This window comes from Embleya sp. NPDC008237 (assembly GCF_042956465.1).
GTDB lineage: Bacteria > Actinomycetota > Actinomycetes > Streptomycetales > Streptomycetaceae > Embleya.
The window spans coordinates 420186-439948 of sequence record NZ_JBIBGL010000002.1 but is presented as its reverse complement, the minus strand read 5'-3'; the positions used below and the strand labels follow the sequence as shown (position 1 = coordinate 439948).

Here is a 19763-nt window from a genome sequence, read left to right as displayed (position 1 = left end):
GACATCGGCTATCGGCCGACTGCCGCGCGCCCTACTCCTTGGCGCCGACCGCGTCGATCGGAGTCAGCCGCAACAACCGGCGGGCCACCGGGGCCACCGTCAGCGGCGCCAGAAGCAGCGCCGCCGCGCTGATCGCCAGGCAGAGCGGCAGCGGCACATACGGCACGGTGGTCCCGTAGGAGCCCTTGTTGACCGGGACCAGCGTGGCCAGCGCCACCGACAGGCCCAGGCCCAGGCCGATCACGCCCACCATGATCGCCTCGCGGCGGATCACCGCCCGAACCTGAGCGGTGGTGCTGCCGATCATCCGCATCAGGCCCAACTCCCGCGTGCGCGCCGCGGTGGTGACCGCCATCGTGTTGATCGCCGCGATCGTGGCGAAGCCCGCGAGGATGACAAGCATCACGTAGTTCAGCCACTTGTTGGTCTCGCGGTCCTTGTCCATCTGCGTGGCGTACGCGGCACGGTCCGCGACCGACGCGCCCGCGTGACGCCCGGTCAGCGTGCTCAGCGCCGCGTCGGTGGCCCGGGTGTCCGCACCCGCGGCGAACTTCACCAGCAGGCGGGTGTCCATCGCGGTCTGCACGTGCCCGGCGACCGCGGCCCGCGGCAGCGTCACGGCCGCGGTGCCCAGCCCTCGGTCGTACAGGGCCACCACGGTCGGCCTGATCTCCGTGCCGTCGCCGAGCCACATCGACACCTGCCCGCCGACCCTGCCGTGCAGCGCCGAGGCGATCATCCGGTCCAACGCGACCGCACCACCCGCCGGTTGCGGCGCGCCGGGCCGCAGCGCATCGGTGCTGCCCTCGCGCACGTCCAGGTCCAGCGTGCTCGCCAGATCCTTCGTGGTGCCGCCGATGCCCTGCGCGCTCTGCTTCTCCAGGCCGCCGCTGCGAACGACCACGACCGAGGTGTTCAGCACCGAGGTCACCGACGCGACACCGGGGGTGCCCGCGACCTCGGCGGCGGTCTGCGCGGTGAATCCGGGCCCGGCCAGCACCCGGTCCGCGGTCACCGCGTCCTTGGACTGCACGCTCGCGTAGTGGTCCTCGGCAGCGAACATGAAGCTCAGCGTCGCGGCGAAGGCGACCGACAGCGCGATCGGGGTGATCGCCGAGGCCAGGCGCCGCGAGTTGGCCCGAGCGTTGTCGAAGGCCAGTTGTCCGGTGGTGCCGAACAGGCTTCCCACCCAGCCGAGCAGCGTCACCAACACGTGCGCCAGGCTCGGGCCGAGCAGGCCGATCGCGACCATGAACAGCATGACCACGCCACCGGCCGCGGCGACCGCGTCCTCACCGGTCGCATTCAGCGCGATCCGGGTCACCGCGATCCCGCCGCCGAGTGCGCCCAGACCCAGCACCAGCCGGAACCAGCCGACGAAGGCCCGTTCGGTGGCGGCGTCGCCCAGTGCCTCGGTGGGCCGGATCTTCGCGCTGCGCCGGGCCGCGAGCAGGCCCGCGCCCAGCGCGGTGAGCGTGCCCGCGCCGACCGCGACGAGCATCGGGATCGGGCCGACCGACACCTCGACGCCGGGTGCGATGAGCCCGCGGTCGTCCATCGCGCCGAACCACCAGTGGGCCAGCAGCGTGCCGGGCAGCACCCCGAGAGCACCCGCGACCAGCGAGACCAGACCGGTCTCGGTCGCGATCATCCGGCGGATCTGCCACGGGGTGGCGCCCACCGCGCGCAACAGGGCGATGTCCCGACGGCGCTGGCCCACCGACAGCGCGGTCGCGCCGGCGACCACGAAGATCGCCACCGCGAGCACGATGCCGCCCAGGGTGCCGCCGATCGAGGTGAGCATTTCCTTGGTTTCGCCGAACTGGGCGAACTCGACCGCACCGCGGGCGTCCCCGGTGGACACCTTGGCGCCGGTGCCGGCCAGTGCGGTCCGCACGTCGTCGGCGACCTTGCCGGTGTCCGCGCCGGCCGCCGGGAGCACCCCGATCGCGGTGACCGTGCCGGGGTGTCCGGCCAGGCGCTGCGCCTCCGCGTCCGCCACGTACAGGTGTGCGCCGTGGCCCGGCACCACGCCGGTCACCCGCAGCGCGACCTCACCGCCCGGCGTGGCCACCCGCAAAGTGTCGCCGACCTTGGTCGCACCGGCGGCGGCCGTGGTCAGTACGGCCTGCCCCGCACCGGGCGCGGTGCCCTCGCGGGTGCCCGCCAGCGGCGCCGAGGACCATCCGTGGGCATCCAGGACGACCCGGTCGGTCTGCGCCGGGAAGGTCAGGTCGGGAATGACCGTACGCACCCCCGGCACCGCGGCGATCCGGCCCGCGAGGCCGGCGTCGATCCGGGACCGCTCGGGCAGCGGCGCGGACTCGGTGTACGTGCCCTCGCCGTGGCCCAGTCGCTTGCTCACCTTGTCCGCGCCGCTGACCAGCACGGGCGTGTCGGCGTAGCGCTCGGGTGCGGAGTGTGCGCGCAGGCCGGTCTCCATGAACACGCCGCACATCGTGACCAGCATCGCGGCGAACAGCAGCGCCACGAACGAGCCGGCGAAGGACGCGGGCCGAAAGCGCACCGAGGTGCGCGCGAGACCGTTGGGTCGAAGAAGGGACATCAGGCGGCCTGTTCCTGTCGGGTGCCCACCTGCGAGAGGTCGACCATCCGGGCGGCGACCGCCTCGGGGGTGGGCCGGTACAGCTCACCCGCGAGGTTGCCCTCGGCCAGGAAGACCACCCGGTCCGCATAGGACGCGGCGACCGGGTCGTGGGTGACCATGACGATGGTGGCGCCGGTGTCGTCCACCGCGCGGCGCAGCAGGCCGAGCACCTCGGCGGCCGTGGTGGTGTCCAGCGCACCGGTGGGCTCGTCCGCGAACAGCACGTCGGGCCGGGTGACCAGCGCGCGGGCGATCGCGACGCGCTGTTGCTGGCCGCCGGACAGTTGTGCGGGCCGCCGGTTCGCGTGCCGGTCCAGGCCGACCATCGCGAGCACGTCGGCAGCGCGCCGGCGGTCCGCGCGTACCCCCGCCAGGCGCAGCGGGAGCAGGACGTTCTTCTCCACCGTCAGCGAGGGCAGCAGGTTGAATGCCTGGAAGACGAAGCCGAGCCGGGTCCGGCGCAGCCGGGTGAGCTCGTTCTCCTTCATCGCGGTCAGGTCGTCGGTGCCCAGCAGCACCCGGCCGCCGTCCGGCCGATCCAGGCCCGCGGCGCAGTGCAGGAACGTGCTCTTGCCGGATCCGGACGGACCCATCACCGCGGTGAACGTGCCCCTGGGGATGGCCAGGTCGATGCCGCGCAGTGCGTGTACCGCCGACGCGCCCTTGCCGTACGCCTTGGTCACCGCGTCCAGGCGCACCGCGCAGTCGACCGACGCGGGCGCCGCGTACCGCGGGGTGTACGCGGCATCCTTCTTCGCCTGCCGTGTACCGCGACCGCCTCGCCCGAACATGCTGCCTCCCGTGCCTCGTAACGCCTGTCGAAACCAACGGGTTCGACGCTACGGATCGGGGGGTGTGCGGCACGAGGGTGCGACCACGCGGATCGGGGGTGGGGTAAACCCCACCCCCGTCGGGGGGGGGGCAGGGACGTACGGCCGGAGCGACGCCCGGTCGCGGGCTCAGCCGACGGGGCGGGCGCCCCGCTTGGCCCGGCTGGGCACCACGAAGGTGACGCCGAGGGCGACGAGCGCGGCGACCGCGGCGCAGCCGAAGGTCAGGATGAAGCCGCGTTCGGCGGGCAGTCCACCCGGGCCGGGGTTGGCGGTGAGCAGCGTCGTGGAGATCGCGCTCGCGCAGGACATGCCCACGGTGCGGGCGATCGTGTTGATGCCGGTGGCGATGCCGGTCTGCTCGACCGGGACGGCGCCGACGATCAGGTTGGCCATCGCCGACATGGCGAGCCCGATGCCGATGCCGAAGACGAACATCGCGACCAGGATGTGCCAACCGCTGGTGTGCAGGAGCGCCAGGAAGGTGAAGCCCGCGGCCATCAGCACACAGCCGGCGACCATGGCCATCTTCGAGCCGAATCGTTTGTCGATCACGCCCGCCATCGGGCCGATCAGCAACATCGCGAACGCCTGCGGGAGCACGTACAGGCCGGACACGGTCACCGTGGTGCCGAAGCCGTAGCCGGTGCTCTCGGGCATCTGCAGAAAGCGCGGGACGAGCAGCATGCCCGCCATCATCGAGAAGCCGACGAGCAGGCCGCCGAGGTTGGTCGCCCACACTCCGCGCAGTCGCATCACCCGCATGTCCACGAGCGGTTCGTCCGTGCGCGACTCGGCGAACACCCACAGTCCGAGGAAGACGAAGCCGGCCACGAACAGGCCGACGGTGTTCGTCGAGCCCCAGCCCCAGGACTCGCCCTTGCTCAGCGCCAGCATCACGCCGACCAGGCCGAGCGACAACAGCGCGCCGCCGAGCCAGTGGATCCTTGTCTTGACCCGGACCGGCGAGTCGGGGATCAGGAACCACGACGCGATCGCGGTGATCAGGCAGGTCACCATCGGGATCCAGAACAGCCAGTGGTAGGACAGGTGGTCCATGATCGGGCCGGTGACCACGATGCCTATGCCGCCGCCGATGCCCATGATCGCGGACATCAGGCCGATCGCACCGGCCCGGCGCTCCGGCGGGAACTCGTCGCGCACGATGCCGAAGGAGAGCGGGAAGACCGCGCCGCCGAAGCCCTGGATCACCCGGCCGATGATCATCAGTCCGACCGAGTCGGCGAGCGCACACACCAGCGAGCCGAATGCGAGCATGCCGATGGTGAACACGAACAGGCGCTTCTTGCCGTACATGTCGCCCAGGCGCCCGAGGATCGGCGTGGTCACCGAGGCGCACAGCAGGTAGCCGGTCATCAGCCACGAGGTGGCGTCGGCGGTCGCACCGATCTCGGTCTGGATCTGCGGGAGGGCCGGCGCCAGCATCGACTGGAGCAGCGAGTAGGTCAGCGCACCCATGATCAGGACGAGCAGGACGAATCCCGTCCGGCTCATGCCCGCGGACGAGGTCTTGCTCGGTGGTTCGGGTGCGACGGGCGGGACAGTGGCGGACGGCGCCTGCTGCGCGCTCTTCAAGGCTGGTTCCTTACATGTACGGGCCACCGACAGGAACACACGGCGCCCCGCGACAGGGTTTTTGGTTGGGTGTATCAACCGACTTTATGCGCCGCCGGGACAACTCGATCACCGCCCGACGAGCCCTCGGGGTAAATTCCCCGTAAGAATTTGGTGCGCAAGTTCCGGAAATCCCCTCAATATCGGGCAAAACTCGACGTCGGATTCTGTGTCAAGATCGATCTGACGCATCGTCACCTCCTGGGAAGGCAACCCCCGTGGCGGATCGAGAGCCCGAACTGCGCATCACCCACATCTCCGAAACCCCGTGGCACGAGGTCAAGGCCCAGTCACACGGTGGCCGACGCACCTCGGTCTGGGAGAAGTTCCTGGAGTGGTCCCCCGAGCGCATGGTCATCTACGCCCGCTACGACGCGGGAGTCGTGGTCGAACGCCACGGCCACATGTCCGAGCACTACGTCTTCGTGCTCGCCGGCGAGGTCCTGATCGGCGACCGCCCGTGCCCCACCGGCACCCACATCACCCTCGAACAGGGCGCCGCCTTCGGCCCGCTCATCGCCGGCCCCGAGGGCGCCACCCTGTACGAGATCATGTGCGGCGACCCCCGCGCGGTCCCCGCCGACCGCGAGGGCTTCGACCGCCTGTGCGCCGAACGCGACATCACCCCCCTCCCCAACCCCCCGGTCCCGTGGCCCAGCTGGCTCGCCACCCGCACCGACGGCGATCCGGGCGACGCGGACCGGCCCTGACGAACGGTTCAAGGGGCCGGCCACGGCCCCCGGAGTGCGACCCGGGGGCCGTGGCCGGCGGGACCACGCATGCGCGCAGCCTCCTCCTGTTCACCGGAAATCAGGCCACCTGCGACAAGGTGGACCTGTATCCGGATGCCGCGAGCCGCCTAGCCTCGGAGCATGGACCTGAAACTGGACCCGAATCCGAACCCGAACCCGAACCCGGAGCCGAGCGAGGCGCCTTCGTACTGGAGTGCGGAGCCCGGCTGGCTCAACACCGCAAGCAGCGGTCTGCCGCCCGACGCCGCCCTCGCGGCGCTGACCCGGGCCCAGGAGACGTGGCATCGCGGACGTACCGACATGGACGGCTTCCACGCGGCCGGCGAACGGGCCCGCGCGACCTTCGGGCGGATCGTCGGCGCGCCGGCCGAGACGATCATGGCGGGCAACACCGCCTCCGGACTGCTCGCACCGTTCGCCGCCGGGCTGCCGGCAGGCGGGCGACTCGTGGTGCCGGAGGTCGAGTTCACCTCGAATCTGTTCCCGTGGCTGGTCCAGGAGGCCCGCGGCGTCGAGGTGGTCACGGTGCCGGCCGCCGAACTGGTCGAGGCGATCGACGAGCGCACCACGGCCGTCGCGTTCAGCCTGGTCCAGTCCGCCGACGGGTCGATCGCGGCCGAGGCGGACATCGTCGCCGCGGCCCGCGCGTACGGCGCGAGCGTGTACGTGGACGGCACCCAGGCGTGCGGATGGCTGCCGGTGGACGCGACCCGGTACGACCTGTTCGTGGTCAGCGCCTACAAGTGGCTGATGGCCCCGCGCGGCGCGGCCTACGGCTACGTCTCGCCGGAACTGGCCGCCCGCACCCTCCCGCACGCCGCCAACTGGTACGCCGGCGCGCCCGACGTCGACCCCTACTACGGCCCGCCGCTGCGCCTGACCGACACCGCGCGCCGGTTCGACACCTCGCCGTCGTGGTTCTGCCAGGTGGGCGCCGATCCCGCGCTCGCGCTGGTCGAGCGGATCGGCGTCGAGCACATCCACGCCCACGATGTCGCCCTGGCCAACCGCTTCCTGACCGCCCTGGGCCTGCCTCCCGGCGACAGCGCGATCGTCGCGATCGACCTCCCCGACGCCCGGGCCCGTCTGGAGGCCGCCGACATCCGCGTCTCGGCCCGCGCTGGCCGCACCCGGCTCGCCTTCCACCTGTACAACACCGACGCCGAAGTCGACGCTGCCGTGGCCGCACTCACGTCCTGACCGGCACGGCCCCGACCGCGCGCCGGCCATACGCGGCCGGGGCGCCGGACGGGCCCACGCCACCTCCCGGCGCCCGGCCGCACATGCCTCAGAGGAGCACCGAAGCCAACGACCGCCAATCCGCCTTCGGCGCCTCGGTCATCGTCTCGCCGAGCACCTGGACGCAGACATGGTCGGCACCGGCGGCGAAGTGCGCGTCCACGCCCGAGCGGATCGCCGATTCGTCGCCCGAGACCACCAGTCGGTCGACCAGGCGTTCGCTGCCGCCGTCGACGAAGTCGTCCTCGGTCAGACCCAGACGCAGCAGATTGCGGCGATAGTTGGGCAGTCCGAGGTAGATCCGCAGGTGCTCGCGGGCACGCCGCAACACCGTCTCCCGGTCCGTCGCGACGACCACGGCCTGCTCCACCGCGAGCAGCCGATCCGGGCCCAGCGCCGCCCGCGCCTCGGCGGTGTGCTCGGGGGTGACCAGATAGGTATGCGCGCCGTCGGCCCGCTCCCGGGCGAGATCCAGCATCCGCGGGCCGAGCGCCGCGAGCACGCGCGGCGGCCGCGGATTGTCGCCGCCGGCCGCGAAGTACAGCGCGGAGTCCATCGCGTCCAGGTACTCCCGCATCAGCGCGAGCGGCTTCTCGTACCGGCGCCCGCCCGGCCGCAGCCCCTCGACCAGCCCGCCGTGGCTGATTCCCAGTCCGGTCAGGAAGCGTCCCGGGTATGCCTCGTGCACCGTGCGCGACGCCGCGTTGGCGGCCATCGCGTCCCGGGCCCACACATTGGCGATCCCCGTCGCCGCGGCGATGCGCGGGGCGGCGCCCAGTACCAGGAGCGCCTGGGTGAACGCCTCGCGGCCCACCGTCTCGCCCCACCACAGCGCGCCGTAGCCGAGTTCGTCCAGTTCGGCCACGGTCTCGCGCAGCCGCGGCACGGGCAGGAAGTCGAGCGCGGCGGTCCACAGCCCGATCCGGCCCACGTCCGGAAGAAGTCCCTTCCCGGGCGGCCGAGGCCCGGTCGATGTCGGTGCCGGTTCCGCTGCCGGTGTGGGTGTCGGTCCCGATGCCGGTGTCGGTGTGGTCATGGCGCGCTCCCGAGGTCGTCCTGTAACGCCGTAACAGAGAGATTCTCCCGCACCATACCCGTCGACATGGGCCACCCTTGGTTCCGAGGGAACCATCGACGCGGAATCATGGTCTGGTCACACGAACCATGTGCCAACCGCACCCATGCCGTTGCCGGATCCGTCGGAGACCTCGTGCAGAGTCCGCTGTTCAACCACACGGTGAGCCAGTCCGCAGAGCGCTACAGCCTGCAGAACGCGCACATGCTCCGGGTACTGCTCGCCCCGGAGGTGGGCACCGAGGTACTCGCCCGCAAGGGCGCGATGGTGGCGTACCAGGGAAACGTGCAGTTCGAGGGGGCGTTCCAGAGCGCCGCCGAGATCCGCACCGGCGCGCTGACCGGCGACATGCTGGACCTGATGCGCTGCCACGGACACGGCACGGTCTACCTGGCCAACCAGGCGCAGAGCATCCACATCCTGAATCTGCACAACGAGTCGCTGATCGTCGAGGACGAGAACGTCCTGGCCCTGGACAACACGCTGAACTGGAGCGTCGTCCAGATCGACGCGGGCTACAACGTGGGCGGCATGGGCGCCTATTCGATGCAGATCGGCGGCACCGGAAAGATCGTGATCACCACGTCCGGCGCACCGCTGGTACTGCGCGCCGCCAACGATCGCGAGGTGTTCGCGGACGCCGACGCGGTGATCGCCTGGACCGCCGGCCTGCAGACCAGCCTCCAGGCGCAGACCACGTCGTCGCGGATCTGGCGGCGTCGCCGCCAGACCGGCGAGGGTTGGACGATGGCCTTCATCGGCGAGGGCTACGTGGTGGTCCAGCCCAGCGAGATCCTGCCCCCGAACGTGACCGCGATGGACGGAAACCGCTTCGTCGGCATGGGTCGGGACGGGTTCCAGAACAATACGTGGGGCGGCCCCGGCGGCCCGCACGGCGCCCCGCCCCCGCCGCCCGGTCCCGGCCCGTACGGCGGTCCCGGGCCCTACCCCCCGGGTCAACCGGGTCCGTACGGCCCGCCCGGCCCGCAGGGTCCCTACGGTCCGCCCGGGCCGTACGGACCGCCGCGCTGAGCCCACCCCGAGCCCGCGGTCGGCCGCCTCACCCACGGGCGGCCGACCCGCCCTACGCCTCCCGCGGTCGAGGCGCCCGCGCCAACTGCCGGGACTGCGCGACCAGGCGGTCCGCCGAGTCCCACACCTCGCCGTCCTCCTCCAGGTAGCCGCCGGCCAGATTGCGCGTGGTCAGCGACACCCGCAGCCACCCGGGCACCGGCCGGGCCCGCACGTGCACGGTCAGCTCCACGGTCGGCACCCAGCCACGCAGGCCCAGGTCGAACGCGGTCGGCGGAAGCGCGTCGACGGCGAGCAGCAGCGCGATCGGATCGGGCTCGCGGCCGTCCGCCAGCCGCCACCAGGCTCGCATCTCGCCACGTCCGGACGGCTTCCCGGCAAGCCAGCCGGCCGTCGCCGGGTCGAGCAGTTGCTCGGTGCGGTCCATGAACGTGGTGCGCCGAAACGGCGCCACGTCGGCAAAACTCGCGGCGCACTCCTCGGGCGAGGGCAGTCGCGGCGGCCGGGCGTCGGTCCGCACCTGCGGGTCCAACCCGGCCAGGTCGCCGTAGGAGGCGCTCACGTGCACCCGGGTCTCGCCGTCCTGCACGATCCGGGCGGTGCCGGTGCTGAGCGTGCGCCCCGCGCGCAGTATTTCCGTACGCACCTCGGCGGGTCCCGGGTGCGACGTGGTCAGGTAGTGCGCGGTGATCGTGAACGGGTCCGGGTGCGGTAGGGCGACACCGAGCGCGCGGCCGGCGAGGGCGAGCAGGTACCCGCCGTTGAGGCCCATGCCGAACGCCCAGTCCGGGGAGAGTGTGGTGTCGTAGGTGCCCGGTGCGTCCGGACGCGGGACGCACGTGGTGTCCCGATCCAGTTCGTGGCGCGGCACGGCGGCCGGCCCGGTCTCGGCGGATGCCTGGTCGGTCATGGTGACGACTCCACGGATGCTCGACTGACGAACAATCAGCTTGGCACAGTCATGGATCCGGGCCGCCGCCGCATCCTCGCGACCGGCGGCCCGACGTCGGCCCGGCCCGCACTCACAGATAGGAGCCGTCGTCCTCCCCGCCCGGGAGCCCGGGCGGCCCCACCTCGGCGTTGTTCCGCAACATCAGGGTCAGTCGGATGCCGCCCCACAACCCTTCCAGCCAGCCGATCAACTGGGCGTGCACTATCCGCAGTTCCGCCACGCTCGGCGCACCGCCGTCGGCGAAGGGGCGGGTGAGCCGCTCCAGCTCCTCGTACAGGTCGGGCGCGAGCGAGCGCCGCAGCTCGGGCAGCGAGCGCTCGTAGACGGTGCGCACCCGGTCGCGGCCGGACTCGTCCAACGGCGCGTCGCGCAGCTCCTCCAGCAGGTGGCGAATCATCTCGGCGACCCTCATCACGCGGTCGGGCGCCGGGACCAATTCGCCCAGCGGACGCTGGTCGTCCCCGTCGTGGGTGGTGATGACAACAATCGGATCAGCCATGCGCCGCGCCTACCCTGCGCCCGGGCCGGAAAACCGAGGGCGGGTTCAGCCCCGGACCCGCGAGGCGGGCGGAGCGGGCGGTCCGGGCGGTCCCGGATCGCATCCGCGCACCGGCCGAGCGTGCGGCTCGTCGGGCAGCGGATGGGCGCGCGCCTCGTCGTCCTCGATCGACGGTCCGGCCGCCGGGCGGTCGCCCCCGGGCGCCGGCGCGACCGCCGACTCCCCCGCGGGCACCGGCGCCCCGGCCGCCTGCATGTCGGCGCCGCGCTCCGCCCGGGCCCGTGCCTTGGCGCCCCGAAGCACCACGATCACGCACGCGAGGAATGCCAGGTATGCGACCACCCCCACCGACAACCAGGTCCACACAGCCCTCTCCCCACGCCGTTCGATCACCAAGAGCCATCACCCGAAATCTACCCGTGAGCGACCCTCACCCAACGCGTCTCGTGCGTCCGCCTCGTGCGGGTTCCGTGGAGATCCTGCGCAGGGAGGCCGCCCGAAGGGGCCGACCGGTCGATCGAGGACCGACGCATCGCACACCCCCGGCCGAAGGCACGCCATGACACATGCTTGCGAAAGAAGCACTCCCGATATATCGTTGAGCCATCGCGAACGATCGCGATACGCACATCGGTCGGGCCGGAGGATCACCCGGAAGGCCGAACGCGAGATCGGCGGCTCGACGAGTCGCCACTTCACAAGGAGAAAACTCATGCACCGCAGCAAAGGACGCCCCCTGTGGGGCGCAGAAGGACAGAACCGCCCGGCCTTCGGACCGTGGGGCCCGCCCGGCCCCGGCCCGTGGGGACGCGGGCACGGCCACGGTGGCCGTGGCGGACCGGAGGGGCGCGGCCGAGGCCGTGGGCGCGGTCGCGCCCGCCGCGGCGACGTGCGCGCCTCGATCCTGGCCCTGCTCACCGAACGGCCGATGCACGGCTACGAGATGATCCAGGAGATCGGCGAACGCACCGGCGGCGTGTGGAAGCCCAGCCCCGGTTCGGTCTACCCGACCCTCCAGCTCCTGGAGGACGAGGGTGTGATCGAGGGCGTCGAGGGCAGCGGCCGCAAGCTGTTCACCCTCACCGACGCCGGCCGCGAGGAGGCCGCCGCGCTCCCCGAGGGCACCAAGCCCTGGGACGAGGCCAGTCAGGGCGTCGACTTCGAGGCGGTCCACGACCTGCGCTCGGCGATGCACGGCATCGGCGACGCACTGCGCCAGTTGATGATGAACGGCACCGAGGCGCAGCGGGCCAAGGCCCTGGAGGTCGTCACCGACACGCGCAAGCGGCTCTACCTGATCCTGGCGGAAGCCGACTGATGTGGGTCGCCCGGATCACCGATCACCGGCTGCGGCTCGGCCGGCCCGTGCCGCCGCCGCACCAGCCGGTTCCGCGCAGGGCGTCCCGGTAGTCGAACCCGACTGCCGGGGCACCCTCCGCTCCGCCGTTCGAACCCGACCGTCGGGGTCTTTCCCGACCACCGGATCGAGTCCCGATCGTCCTCAGCGGGCCGAATCCCGGCCGTCCACGACGGCACGGAGCAGGTCGAGTTCGGACACCGAGCCGGGTTCGCCGCCGGTCGCGACCAATCGGTTCGCCGCGCGCTGCAACTCGGCGTTGACCGGGGTCGGCACGCCGTGCAGCCGGCCGAGCCGGACGATCTCGCCGTTGAGGTAGTCGGTCTCGATGCCGCCGGTACGGCGATACAGACTCTGCCAGGACGAGCCGCCGGGGCGCCGCTCGCCGCCCACCGGGCGCACCTGCACGAGCGGGCTCACCGGCGCGAACTCGGCGTGGATGCCGGCCGAGAAGAGCACCGTGCGGGCCTCGTCCATGGCCAGTCGGTCCAGATTCCCGCCGCGCGCGCTCGGGCCGCACAAAGCCTCGACCGCGTTGCCCAGGTTGGTCACCAGCTTGCCGTACTTGTACGCGGTGATGTCCTCGAACACGTCGGAGCCGTAGCCGGCGCCCGACAGGACACGTGACACCTGGGCCGCGAACGCGTCCCGACCGCGCGGGTGGCGGCCGATGTCGAGGACTCCGGTCACCGGCGACGAGTAGGCGTGCACGATGCCCGGTTCGAGGAAGGCGGTCGGACACGCGACCAGGACGCCGTACACGTTCGCGAACAGGCGCAGCGCGGTGTCCTCGTTGGTCACGCCGTTCTGCGCACACAGGATCGGCACGCGTGAAGGGGCGTGGCGGGCCAGCTCGCGCAGGGCGCCGGCGGTGTCCTGGGACTTCACGCACAGCACCACCGCATCGACGTCGGCCCAGTCCACGAGCGGGTCCAGCGTCGCGATGTCGGTCACCGCGTCGAGCCGCACGACATCCTCGCCGTCCGGGAATCGGACCCGCAGCCCGTGCGCACGGATGGCCTCGACATGGGCGCGCCGACCCACCAGGTGTACCCCGTGCCCCGACTGCGCGAGGCGAGCACCGAGGACGCTGCCGATTGCCCCGGCCCCCAGGACTACAAATCGCATGGCCGATCCCTCCCCGACGCGAGAGGCCATCCAAACACGTCCCGGCACCGCCGTGGGGCCCACGCGGCCGGCGGTTTCCGGCCGGCACCCGGCACGCGTGCGCGCGTGCCGGTGGGCCTGCGCGCCGCGTGGGCGCGCACGCGTGCCGAACGGCGCCGCGCGCCCCGGCCCGTCGGGTCAGCGACTCGTCGGGCCGACGCCTGTCCGGGGCGGCGCCTCGCTCAGGTCGACGCCCAGGCCGGTACGTACCCGCCGCCCCGGTGCCCCGGACCGGAGCCGCCGGACGGCGCCGGCGCGCGTCGCGCCGCGGGGACGTGCCGGATCGAGGTGTGCGGCTCGCCGTCCACGACGGTGCGCCCGCCGCGCGGTTCGAAGCCGCGACGGGTGAACCAGTCGGCGCTGCGCGCGTACACGTCGGAGATCACCGGACGCGGGCCCGCCAGAACCAGGGCATGCCGGACCAGGACGGTGGCGTGCCCCTGCCGCCGGTGCGACAACAACGTGCACACGCGGCCCATCCGCAACAGGCCGTCCCCCTCCTCGGTCAGCCGCAGCGTGGACACCGCCACGCCGTCCTGTTCCGCCCACAGGTGCGCGGTTCCGGGCTCGATGTCACGGCCGTCGGGATCGAGCCAGGGCTGTCGACGTGCGACCACGAATACCCGGCTGCGCAGCGCCAACAGCCGATACAGACTCGCGGCGTCGATTTCGCCCGCAGTTCCGTAGAAGTACGACACGTCCATATGCCGCAGGGTGGCACCGCGAACGCGCCCTCGGGTGATTTGGATCTGCCACGCGGGCAACGCGCGGATGAACTCTTGTCGTCCAACCGGCGGCGTCACGAACGGGTGCCGACCCGGTCCCGGGCGGGTACCGGGTGATCCACGTGGCAAATATCCCACTGCGTGCCGGACCCCGGGCGTGGAAGACTCGCAGCGTCGCCCGCGCACACCGTGCACCCGAGGATCGCGCGGGCGATTGCCCTGCGAGGAGGAGATATCCAGGTGAGCGTCGAAGAGTTGTCGCAGTCACAACATCGTCCGTTGCCCGAGGTGCGCCAGTCGGGGAAGCTCGCGGACGTCTGTTACGACATCCGCGGCCCGGTCCTCGACGAGGCGAAACGCCTGGAGGACGAGGGTCACCGGATCCTCAAGCTGAACATCGGCAATCCGGCGCCGTTCGGCTTCGAGGCACCCGACGAGATCCTGCACGACATGATCCGCAACCTGCCGGCCGCGCAGGGCTACTCGGACTCCAAGGGCGTGCTGTCCGCCCGCAGGGCGGTGGTGCAGCACTACCAGACGCGCGGCATCGAGGGCGTCGACGTCGACGACGTCTACCTGGGCAACGGCGTGTCCGAGCTGATCGTGATGGCTCTACAGGCGCTGTTGAACAACGGCGACGAGGTGCTCGTGCCGATGCCGGACTACCCGCTGTGGACGGCCGCGGTGAGCCTGTCCGGCGGTACCCCGGTGCACTACCTGTGCGACGAGGGCGCGGAGTGGTATCCCGACCTCGACGACATCGCGGCCAAGATCACCGACCGCACCCGCGCGATCGTGGTGATCAATCCGAACAACCCGACCGGCTCGGTCTACCCGCAGCCGATCCTGGAAGGCATCGTCGAGCTCGCTCGCCGGCACGGGCTCCTCCTCCTCGCCGACGAGATCTACGACAAGATCCTCTACGACGACGCCGTGCACATCCCGCTCGCCTCGCTCGCGCCGGACCTGCTGTGCCTGACCTTCAACGGGCTGTCCAAGGCATACCGGGTGGCCGGGTTCCGCTCCGGCTGGCTGCTGCTGTCGGGCCCCAAGCGGCACGCGGCCAACTACATCGAGGGCCTGAACATCCTGGCCAACATGCGCCTGTGCGCGAACGTGCCCTCGCAGCACGCGATCGCCACCGCCCTGGGCGGCTACCAGAGCATCAACGACCTGATCCTGCCCGGTGGCCGGCTGCACGCCCAGCGCGACGCCGCGTACGAGGCGCTGACCTCGATCCCGGGGGTGACCTGCGTCAAGCCCAAGGGTGCGCTGTACGCGTTCCCGCGGATCGACCCGGACGTGTGCAAGATCGTCGACGACGAGAAGTTCGTCTTCGACCTGCTCCAGAGCCAGCGGATCCTGGTCGTGCAGGGCACCGGATTCAACTGGCACCAGCCGGACCACTTCCGCGTCGTGACCCTCCCCCAGGTCGACGACCTGACCGACGCGATCACCCGGATCGGCGACTTCATCGGCTCCTACGGCCAGTGAGCCGGTAGCACCGCGCGGGGCCCGGCGTCGGATCGGCGCCGGGCCCCGCCCGCTCAGCCCAGGAGCGGACGCACGACCAGCTTCTTCACCCGCGGCACGACCAGCTCGCCGAACGCGGCGGTCTGCTCCAGGTACTGCGCCCGCGACGTGGCCGGCAGCGTCAGCGTCACCCCGGTCACCCCGGCCTCGGCCTGCTCGGTCAGGTCCGCGACGATCGCCTCGTGGTCGATGCCGTCGCCGTCGAACATGCTCATCCCGCGCGGCATGAAGGTGACGTCGATCGGATCGGTACGGCCCACCGAGGCCGCGTACTCGCGGGCGTAGTCCAGCCGCGCCGCCAAGTCGGCGAGCGTCTCCAGGCCCGGGGTCTTGAGGTACTTGGACGCGCCCGCCGGGGCCGGCATCGGCAGCCAGCCGTCGCACAGGTCCACCACTCGCCGGATCGCCCGCTTGCTGTTGCCGCCCACCCAGATCGGGATCCGCGGTTGGGCCGGCCGCGGGCGCATGGTGTTGCCGCCCACGCTCTCCCCGGTCCACGCCGCGCGCATCGCCCGCAGCGCGTCGTCCAGCACGTCGTTGCGGTTCGCGTAGTCGGCGCCCAGCGCGGCGAACTCGGGCTCCAGGTAGCCCGCGCCCACGCCCAGGATCACCCGACCGCCGGACAGCGCGTCCAGCGAGGAGATCATTTTCGCGGACAGATACGGATTGCGGTACGCCGGTACGAACAGGTTGGTGTGCAGCCGCAGCCCGGTGGTGGCCGCCGCCGCGAAGGACAGCGTGACCATCGGATCGAGCGTGTGGTGGCCGCCGTGGGCGAGCCACTGGTCGCCGGGGAACGGATGGTCGGTGGTGAAGACCGCGTCGAACCCGGCGGACTCGGCCGCGCGGGACATCTCCATCACGGCCTCGGCGCTGATCAGATCGGCGCCGGCCTCGACCAGGTGCGTGGGCAGTCCGAGCGAAAGGAACATGGCGGCAACGTAGCAGCGACCTGACGCATCGTCAGTAACCGCTGCCACAACGGTCATCCGCCGTAGGTGGTGGTCGGCGGCTTGGCCGGCCCGAGCGCCGCGCGCAGCCACTTGTCGTACAGCTCCTGCCACCGGTTGTTGCTCTTCAACTGCTCCAGCACGCCGTTGAGGAAGCGCACGAAGTCGGTCTGCCCCTTGGGCACCGCGATGCCCTTGACCTCCTCCACGGCGGTCGGCCCGACCACCTCCAGCCGCGGGTCCTGCTCGCGCAGGCTCTCCAGGAGCGACGCGTTGGTGTACACCGCGGCCACCCGGCCCTCCTGGAGCGCGACCAGGCAGTCGGTGCGGTCCGCGACCGCGTACACCCGGGCCTTGGACTCGGCCACCCGGCGCTCGGGCGTGGTGTTCGAGGACACGCACACGTACTTTCCGGCCAGATCGGCCAGGCTCGCCACCTTCGTCTTCCTGGGCACCAGGAAGCGCAGCGCGTCCTCCAGGTACACGCCGGAGAACTCCACCTGCTGCATTCGCTCGCAGGTTATGGTCATCGCGTCCACGACCATGTCCACCTCGCCGTTGACCAGGACGTCGATCCGGCGACCGGGCGGGATGGTCTTGAACTGGATCCGGTCGGGGTCGCCGAAGATCGCCCGAGCCACCTCCCGGGACAGGTCGATGTCGAAGCCTTCGAGTTCCTCTCTTTCCAGACTGCGCGCGGCGAACATCCGGGTGTTCTGGTCGACACCGACCACCAGCCGACCCCGGTCCTGGATCGCCCGCATCGTCGAACCGGCCGGCATCGCGCCCGCCCGGACCGGGGCGGCCGGGGTCAGGCTCCGGCTCGGGTCGCACGCCGGCGCCGGCGCCGGGGGCGCGAGCACCGGATCGGGCTTGCCGACCTCGACCGGGGTGAACCGGGCCGACGGCTCGGAGCGCGCGTCGGCGCCGCCCGACCCGCCCGTCCCGCACGCCGTCGTCAGGAGCACGAGTGTCAGGGCCGCCACTCGACGTGACGCTGCATCAAATCTTATGGGCCACACGGGATGCAGCATCGCAGGTGAGCGTTCGACAGGAACGAGGGCGTTCCCTCATCCCGACGCGCCGACCCGCCGACATCGTCCGAGGCCGCGGGCCGGATAGCGTGACCGCAGTGCGATCGCCCGCGACGCGCCCGTCGACGGAAGGACAACCACCCATGAGTCCCCAGACATTCGCCGAGCTCACCGGCCCTGCGGCAACGACGTTCGACGAGGTGCTGCGCCGCAACCCCGGCGAGCCCGAGTTCCACCAGGCGGTGCACGAGGTGTTGGAAAGCCTCGCCGCCGCGCTGATCAGGCGACCCGAACTCGCCGACGCGGCACTGCTGGAGCGGCTCGTGGAACCCGAACGCCAGGTGCTGTTCCGGGTGCCGTGGACCGACGACTCCGGTCGGGTCCGGGTCAACCGCGGCTTCCGGGTCGAGTTCAACGGCGCGCTCGGTCCGTACAAGGGCGGACTGCGCTTTCATCCCTCGGTCAACCTGAGCGTGGTCAAGTTCCTCGGCTTCGAACAGATCTTCAAGAACGCCCTGACCGGGCTGGGCATCGGCGGCGGAAAGGGCGGCTCGGACTTCGACCCGAAGGGCCGCTCGGACGCCGAGGTGATGCGCTTTTGTCAGTCGTTCATGACCGAGCTGTACCGGCACCTGGGCGAGCACACCGACGTGCCGGCGGGCGACATCGGCGTCGGCGGGCGGGAGATCGGCTACCTGTTCGGCCAGTACCGCCGGATCACCAACCGGTACGAGTCCGGCGTACTCACCGGCAAGGGGCTGGGCTGGGGCGGTTCGCAGGTGCGCACCGAGGCCACCGGCTACGGCTGTGTGTACTTCCTGGCCGAGATGTTGCGGGTGCGCGGTGACGACCTGATGGATCGCCGGGCGGTGGTCTCCGGTTCGGGCAACGTGTCGATCTTCGCCATCGAGAAGGCCCGCGAACTCGGCGCCAAGGTCGTGGCGGCCTCCGACTCGGCCGGATACATCGTCGACGACAAGGGCATCGACCTGGATCTGCTCAAGGAGATCAAGCTGGAGCGGCGCGGCCGGATCGCGGAGTACGCGGACCGGGTGCCGCACGCGCGTTACGTGTCGGGCGGCTCGGTCTGGGAGGTCCCGTGCGATGTCGCGCTGCCCTGCGCGACGCAGAACGAGCTGTCCGGTGCGGCTGCCGCGCACCTGGTCAAGCACGGTCTGATGGCGGTCGCGGAGGGCGCCAACATGCCGTGCACCCCGGACGCGGTGCACGTCTTCCGCGCGGCGGGCGTGTCGTTCGCACCGGGCAAGGCGGCGAACGCGGGTGGTGTGGCCACCTCGGCCCTGGAGATGGCGCAGAACGCGGCCCGCACGTCGTGGAGCTTCGCCGACACCGACGCCCGACTGGGTGCGATCATGCGCGACATCCACGCCACGTGCCTGGAGACGGCCGCCGAGCACGGCCACGAGGGCGACTACGTGTTGGGCGCCAACGTCGCCGGCTTCCTGCGCGTCGCCGAGGCGATGACCGCCTTCGGCGTGGTGTGACCGGGTAGTCCCGTCCCGGTGCCGCGGGCGGCACCGGCGGCACAGCCGTCGCCCGACCGGTCAGCGGTCGGGCGACGGTGCCCGGTCCACCGTCCGGCGGAACACCTGTCGCGAACCGCCCTCCGGGCCACGCTCGGCCGGCTCCGCGGCGACGAAGCCGAGCGACGCGTAGAACGCCCGGGAGCCGCCCTCGATCGCGCCCGGGTGGTCCGCCCCGAAGGTGATCAACTCGATGGTGCCCGGCCCGCGCACGTACCGACGCGTCGCCTCCGCCATCAGCGCCCGGCCCACGCCGCGGCCCCGGGCGGCCTCGGACACCACCAGCCAGTGCACGTGATGCACCGGCGGTTCGGCGCCGAACAGCAGGCCGCCGAGCAGCCCGGGCCCCGAGTCCCGCGGGACCACGAGTGCCAGGCCGGCGCCGATGTGCTCGTCCAGCGCGGTGTGGAATCCGGGCTCCTCCACCATCGGTCCGAACCAGTGCTCCACCTCGGCGGCCAGGGCCAGGAGGCCGGGCCGGTCCGCCGCCTGCGCGAGTCTGACGATCATCGGACCAGTCTGGCAGGGCCGATCGGGCGGACCGGGCCGCGGCTCGGGTCGCGGTCCGGGACGGCGGCCTCGGGTCGTGGCGCCGGCTTGGGGCTTGGGACTCGTGGCTCGCGTTCGCGGCTCGGGGCCTGTGGCTCGCTGCTCGCTGCTCGCTGACGAATGAAAATCGTTGGCCCCGTCGCCGCGCCCGCTGTTACGTTCGCCCGGTCACGTCCGCGCCGCGCGGGCGTCCACCCTCATCGGAAATCAGGTGTTGATGCCCGTGTCCGCGCCGAGCGCGCCTCACCAGACCGTGGCCGGATCCGGCGTCGGGGATCCCCC

General features: G+C 71.8%; 18 protein-coding genes. 6 read left to right on the top strand and 12 right to left on the bottom strand.

The features are described from left to right. Positions 1 to 31: 31 nt before the first annotated feature. The 3 genes from ACFZBU_RS05080 to ACFZBU_RS05070 all read right to left on the bottom strand — a co-directional run bounded on the left by ACFZBU_RS05080 (position 32) and on the right by ACFZBU_RS05070 (position 5034). Positions 32 to 2566: an ABC transporter permease gene (locus ACFZBU_RS05080; RefSeq protein ID WP_391582089.1), complete on the bottom strand. Its 2535-nt coding sequence runs from the start codon at positions 2564 to 2566 to the stop codon at positions 32 to 34. Next, entirely contained in the window at positions 2566 to 3399 is an 834-nt protein-coding gene (locus ACFZBU_RS05075; protein WP_391582088.1) for an ABC transporter ATP-binding protein, read from the bottom strand. The genes ACFZBU_RS05080 and ACFZBU_RS05075 overlap by 1 nt, the downstream gene beginning before the upstream one ends. 168 nt (positions 3400 to 3567) lie before the next feature. Then, positions 3568 to 5034, bottom strand: a complete 1467-nt coding sequence (locus ACFZBU_RS05070; RefSeq protein ID WP_391582087.1) for an MFS transporter — start codon at positions 5032 to 5034, stop codon at positions 3568 to 3570. Between the two features lie 257 nt (positions 5035 to 5291). Between ACFZBU_RS05070 and ACFZBU_RS05065 the strand changes: the two genes are divergently transcribed. Both ACFZBU_RS05065 and ACFZBU_RS05060 read left to right on the top strand, forming a co-directional pair. Then, the gene (locus ACFZBU_RS05065; RefSeq protein WP_391582086.1) at positions 5292 to 5783 is read left to right on the top strand and encodes a hypothetical protein; all 492 of its coding nucleotides are present in this window, start codon (positions 5292 to 5294) and stop codon (positions 5781 to 5783) included. A 162-nt stretch (positions 5784 to 5945) separates the two neighbouring features. Next, positions 5946 to 7025: an aminotransferase class V-fold PLP-dependent enzyme gene (locus ACFZBU_RS05060; protein ID WP_391582085.1), complete on the top strand. Its 1080-nt coding sequence runs from the start codon at positions 5946 to 5948 to the stop codon at positions 7023 to 7025. A gap of 88 nt (positions 7026 to 7113) precedes the next feature. On the opposite strand, the gene ACFZBU_RS05055 is transcribed toward ACFZBU_RS05060, so the two are convergent. Then, a complete protein-coding gene (locus ACFZBU_RS05055) occupies positions 7114 to 7995 on the bottom strand; it encodes a TIGR03620 family F420-dependent LLM class oxidoreductase (protein ID WP_391582084.1) in 882 nt (293 codons plus the stop codon). A 279-nt stretch (positions 7996 to 8274) separates the two neighbouring features. Here ACFZBU_RS05055 and ACFZBU_RS05050 point away from each other — a divergent pair, with 279 nt between their 5' ends. After that, positions 8275 to 9171: an AIM24 family protein gene (locus ACFZBU_RS05050; protein ID WP_391582083.1), complete on the top strand. Its 897-nt coding sequence runs from the start codon at positions 8275 to 8277 to the stop codon at positions 9169 to 9171. Positions 9172 to 9223: 52 nt separating this feature from the next. Here the strand turns inward: ACFZBU_RS05050 and ACFZBU_RS05045 are convergent, their stop codons facing one another. The 3 genes from ACFZBU_RS05045 to ACFZBU_RS05035 all read right to left on the bottom strand — a co-directional run bounded on the left by ACFZBU_RS05045 (position 9224) and on the right by ACFZBU_RS05035 (position 10988). Further along, complete coding sequence (locus ACFZBU_RS05045) at positions 9224 to 10081, bottom strand: thioesterase family protein (RefSeq protein WP_391582082.1); 858 nt, start codon at positions 10079 to 10081, stop codon at positions 9224 to 9226. 112 nt (positions 10082 to 10193) lie between these two features. Then, positions 10194 to 10622 carry a proteasome activator gene (locus tag ACFZBU_RS05040; RefSeq protein ID WP_391582081.1) on the bottom strand — a complete coding sequence of 143 codons (429 nt, stop codon included), beginning with the start codon at positions 10620 to 10622 and terminating at the stop codon, positions 10194 to 10196. Positions 10623 to 10667: 45 nt separating this feature from the next. Further along, positions 10668 to 10988 carry a hypothetical protein gene (locus tag ACFZBU_RS05035; RefSeq protein ID WP_391582080.1) on the bottom strand — a complete coding sequence of 107 codons (321 nt, stop codon included), beginning with the start codon at positions 10986 to 10988 and terminating at the stop codon, positions 10668 to 10670. A gap of 346 nt (positions 10989 to 11334) precedes the next feature. Between ACFZBU_RS05035 and ACFZBU_RS05030 the strand changes: the two genes are divergently transcribed. After that, on the top strand, positions 11335 to 11940 hold the full coding sequence (locus ACFZBU_RS05030) for a PadR family transcriptional regulator (RefSeq protein ID WP_391582079.1): 606 nt from the start codon (positions 11335 to 11337) through the stop codon (positions 11938 to 11940). A gap of 183 nt (positions 11941 to 12123) precedes the next feature. Here ACFZBU_RS05030 and ACFZBU_RS05025 read toward each other — a convergent pair whose 3' ends face one another. Both ACFZBU_RS05025 and ACFZBU_RS05020 read right to left on the bottom strand, forming a co-directional pair. Continuing rightward, the gene (locus ACFZBU_RS05025; protein ID WP_391582078.1) at positions 12124 to 13107 is read right to left on the bottom strand and encodes a ketopantoate reductase family protein; all 984 of its coding nucleotides are present in this window, start codon (positions 13105 to 13107) and stop codon (positions 12124 to 12126) included. Between the two features lie 221 nt (positions 13108 to 13328). Beyond that, positions 13329 to 13850, bottom strand: coding sequence for a GNAT family N-acetyltransferase (locus tag ACFZBU_RS05020; RefSeq protein WP_391582077.1), 522 nt, complete (start codon positions 13848 to 13850; stop codon positions 13329 to 13331). Between the two features lie 300 nt (positions 13851 to 14150). Between ACFZBU_RS05020 and ACFZBU_RS05015 the strand changes: the two genes are divergently transcribed. Beyond that, a complete protein-coding gene (locus tag ACFZBU_RS05015; RefSeq protein ID WP_391582444.1) occupies positions 14151 to 15365 on the top strand; it encodes a pyridoxal phosphate-dependent aminotransferase in 1215 nt (404 codons plus the stop codon). A 53-nt stretch (positions 15366 to 15418) separates the two neighbouring features. Here the strand turns inward: ACFZBU_RS05015 and ACFZBU_RS05010 are convergent, their stop codons facing one another. Then, the gene (locus tag ACFZBU_RS05010; protein WP_391582076.1) at positions 15419 to 16336 is read right to left on the bottom strand and encodes an LLM class F420-dependent oxidoreductase; all 918 of its coding nucleotides are present in this window, start codon (positions 16334 to 16336) and stop codon (positions 15419 to 15421) included. 53 nt (positions 16337 to 16389) lie between these two features. Continuing rightward, positions 16390 to 17322, bottom strand: a complete 933-nt coding sequence (locus ACFZBU_RS05005) for a glutamate ABC transporter substrate-binding protein (RefSeq protein WP_391582075.1) — start codon at positions 17320 to 17322, stop codon at positions 16390 to 16392. Positions 17323 to 17531: 209 nt separating this feature from the next. Here ACFZBU_RS05005 and gdhA point away from each other — a divergent pair, with 209 nt between their 5' ends. After that, positions 17532 to 18893, top strand: coding sequence for an NADP-specific glutamate dehydrogenase (gene gdhA / locus ACFZBU_RS05000; RefSeq protein ID WP_391582074.1), 1362 nt, complete (start codon positions 17532 to 17534; stop codon positions 18891 to 18893). A 60-nt stretch (positions 18894 to 18953) separates the two neighbouring features. Here the strand turns inward: gdhA and ACFZBU_RS04995 are convergent, their stop codons facing one another. Then, complete coding sequence (locus ACFZBU_RS04995; protein ID WP_391582073.1) at positions 18954 to 19442, bottom strand: GNAT family N-acetyltransferase; 489 nt, start codon at positions 19440 to 19442, stop codon at positions 18954 to 18956. Positions 19443 to 19763 lie beyond the last annotated feature (321 nt).

What these genes read in the sequence shown, in the direction of transcription:
- ACFZBU_RS05080 (WP_391582089.1), bottom strand. Translation starts at nt 2,566, where the DNA reads ATGTCCCTTCTTCGACCCAACGGTCTCGCGCGCACCTCGGTGCGCTTT.
- ACFZBU_RS05075 (WP_391582088.1), bottom strand. Translation starts at nt 3,399, where the DNA reads ATGTTCGGGCGAGGCGGTCGCGGTACACGGCAGGCGAAGAAGGATGCC.
- ACFZBU_RS05060 (WP_391582085.1), top strand. Translation starts at nt 5,946, where the DNA reads ATGGACCTGAAACTGGACCCGAATCCGAACCCGAACCCGAACCCGGAG.
- ACFZBU_RS05045 (WP_391582082.1), bottom strand. Translation starts at nt 10,081, where the DNA reads ATGACCGACCAGGCATCCGCCGAGACCGGGCCGGCCGCCGTGCCGCGC.
- ACFZBU_RS05040 (WP_391582081.1), bottom strand. Translation starts at nt 10,622, where the DNA reads ATGGCTGATCCGATTGTTGTCATCACCACCCACGACGGGGACGACCAG.
- ACFZBU_RS05030 (WP_391582079.1), top strand. Translation starts at nt 11,335, where the DNA reads ATGCACCGCAGCAAAGGACGCCCCCTGTGGGGCGCAGAAGGACAGAAC.
- ACFZBU_RS05025 (WP_391582078.1), bottom strand. Translation starts at nt 13,107, where the DNA reads ATGCGATTTGTAGTCCTGGGGGCCGGGGCAATCGGCAGCGTCCTCGGT.
- ACFZBU_RS05020 (WP_391582077.1), bottom strand. Translation starts at nt 13,850, where the DNA reads ATGGACGTGTCGTACTTCTACGGAACTGCGGGCGAAATCGACGCCGCG.
- ACFZBU_RS05010 (WP_391582076.1), bottom strand. Translation starts at nt 16,336, where the DNA reads ATGTTCCTTTCGCTCGGACTGCCCACGCACCTGGTCGAGGCCGGCGCC.
- gdhA (WP_391582074.1), top strand. Translation starts at nt 17,532, where the DNA reads ATGAGTCCCCAGACATTCGCCGAGCTCACCGGCCCTGCGGCAACGACG.
- ACFZBU_RS04995 (WP_391582073.1), bottom strand. Translation starts at nt 19,442, where the DNA reads ATGATCGTCAGACTCGCGCAGGCGGCGGACCGGCCCGGCCTCCTGGCC.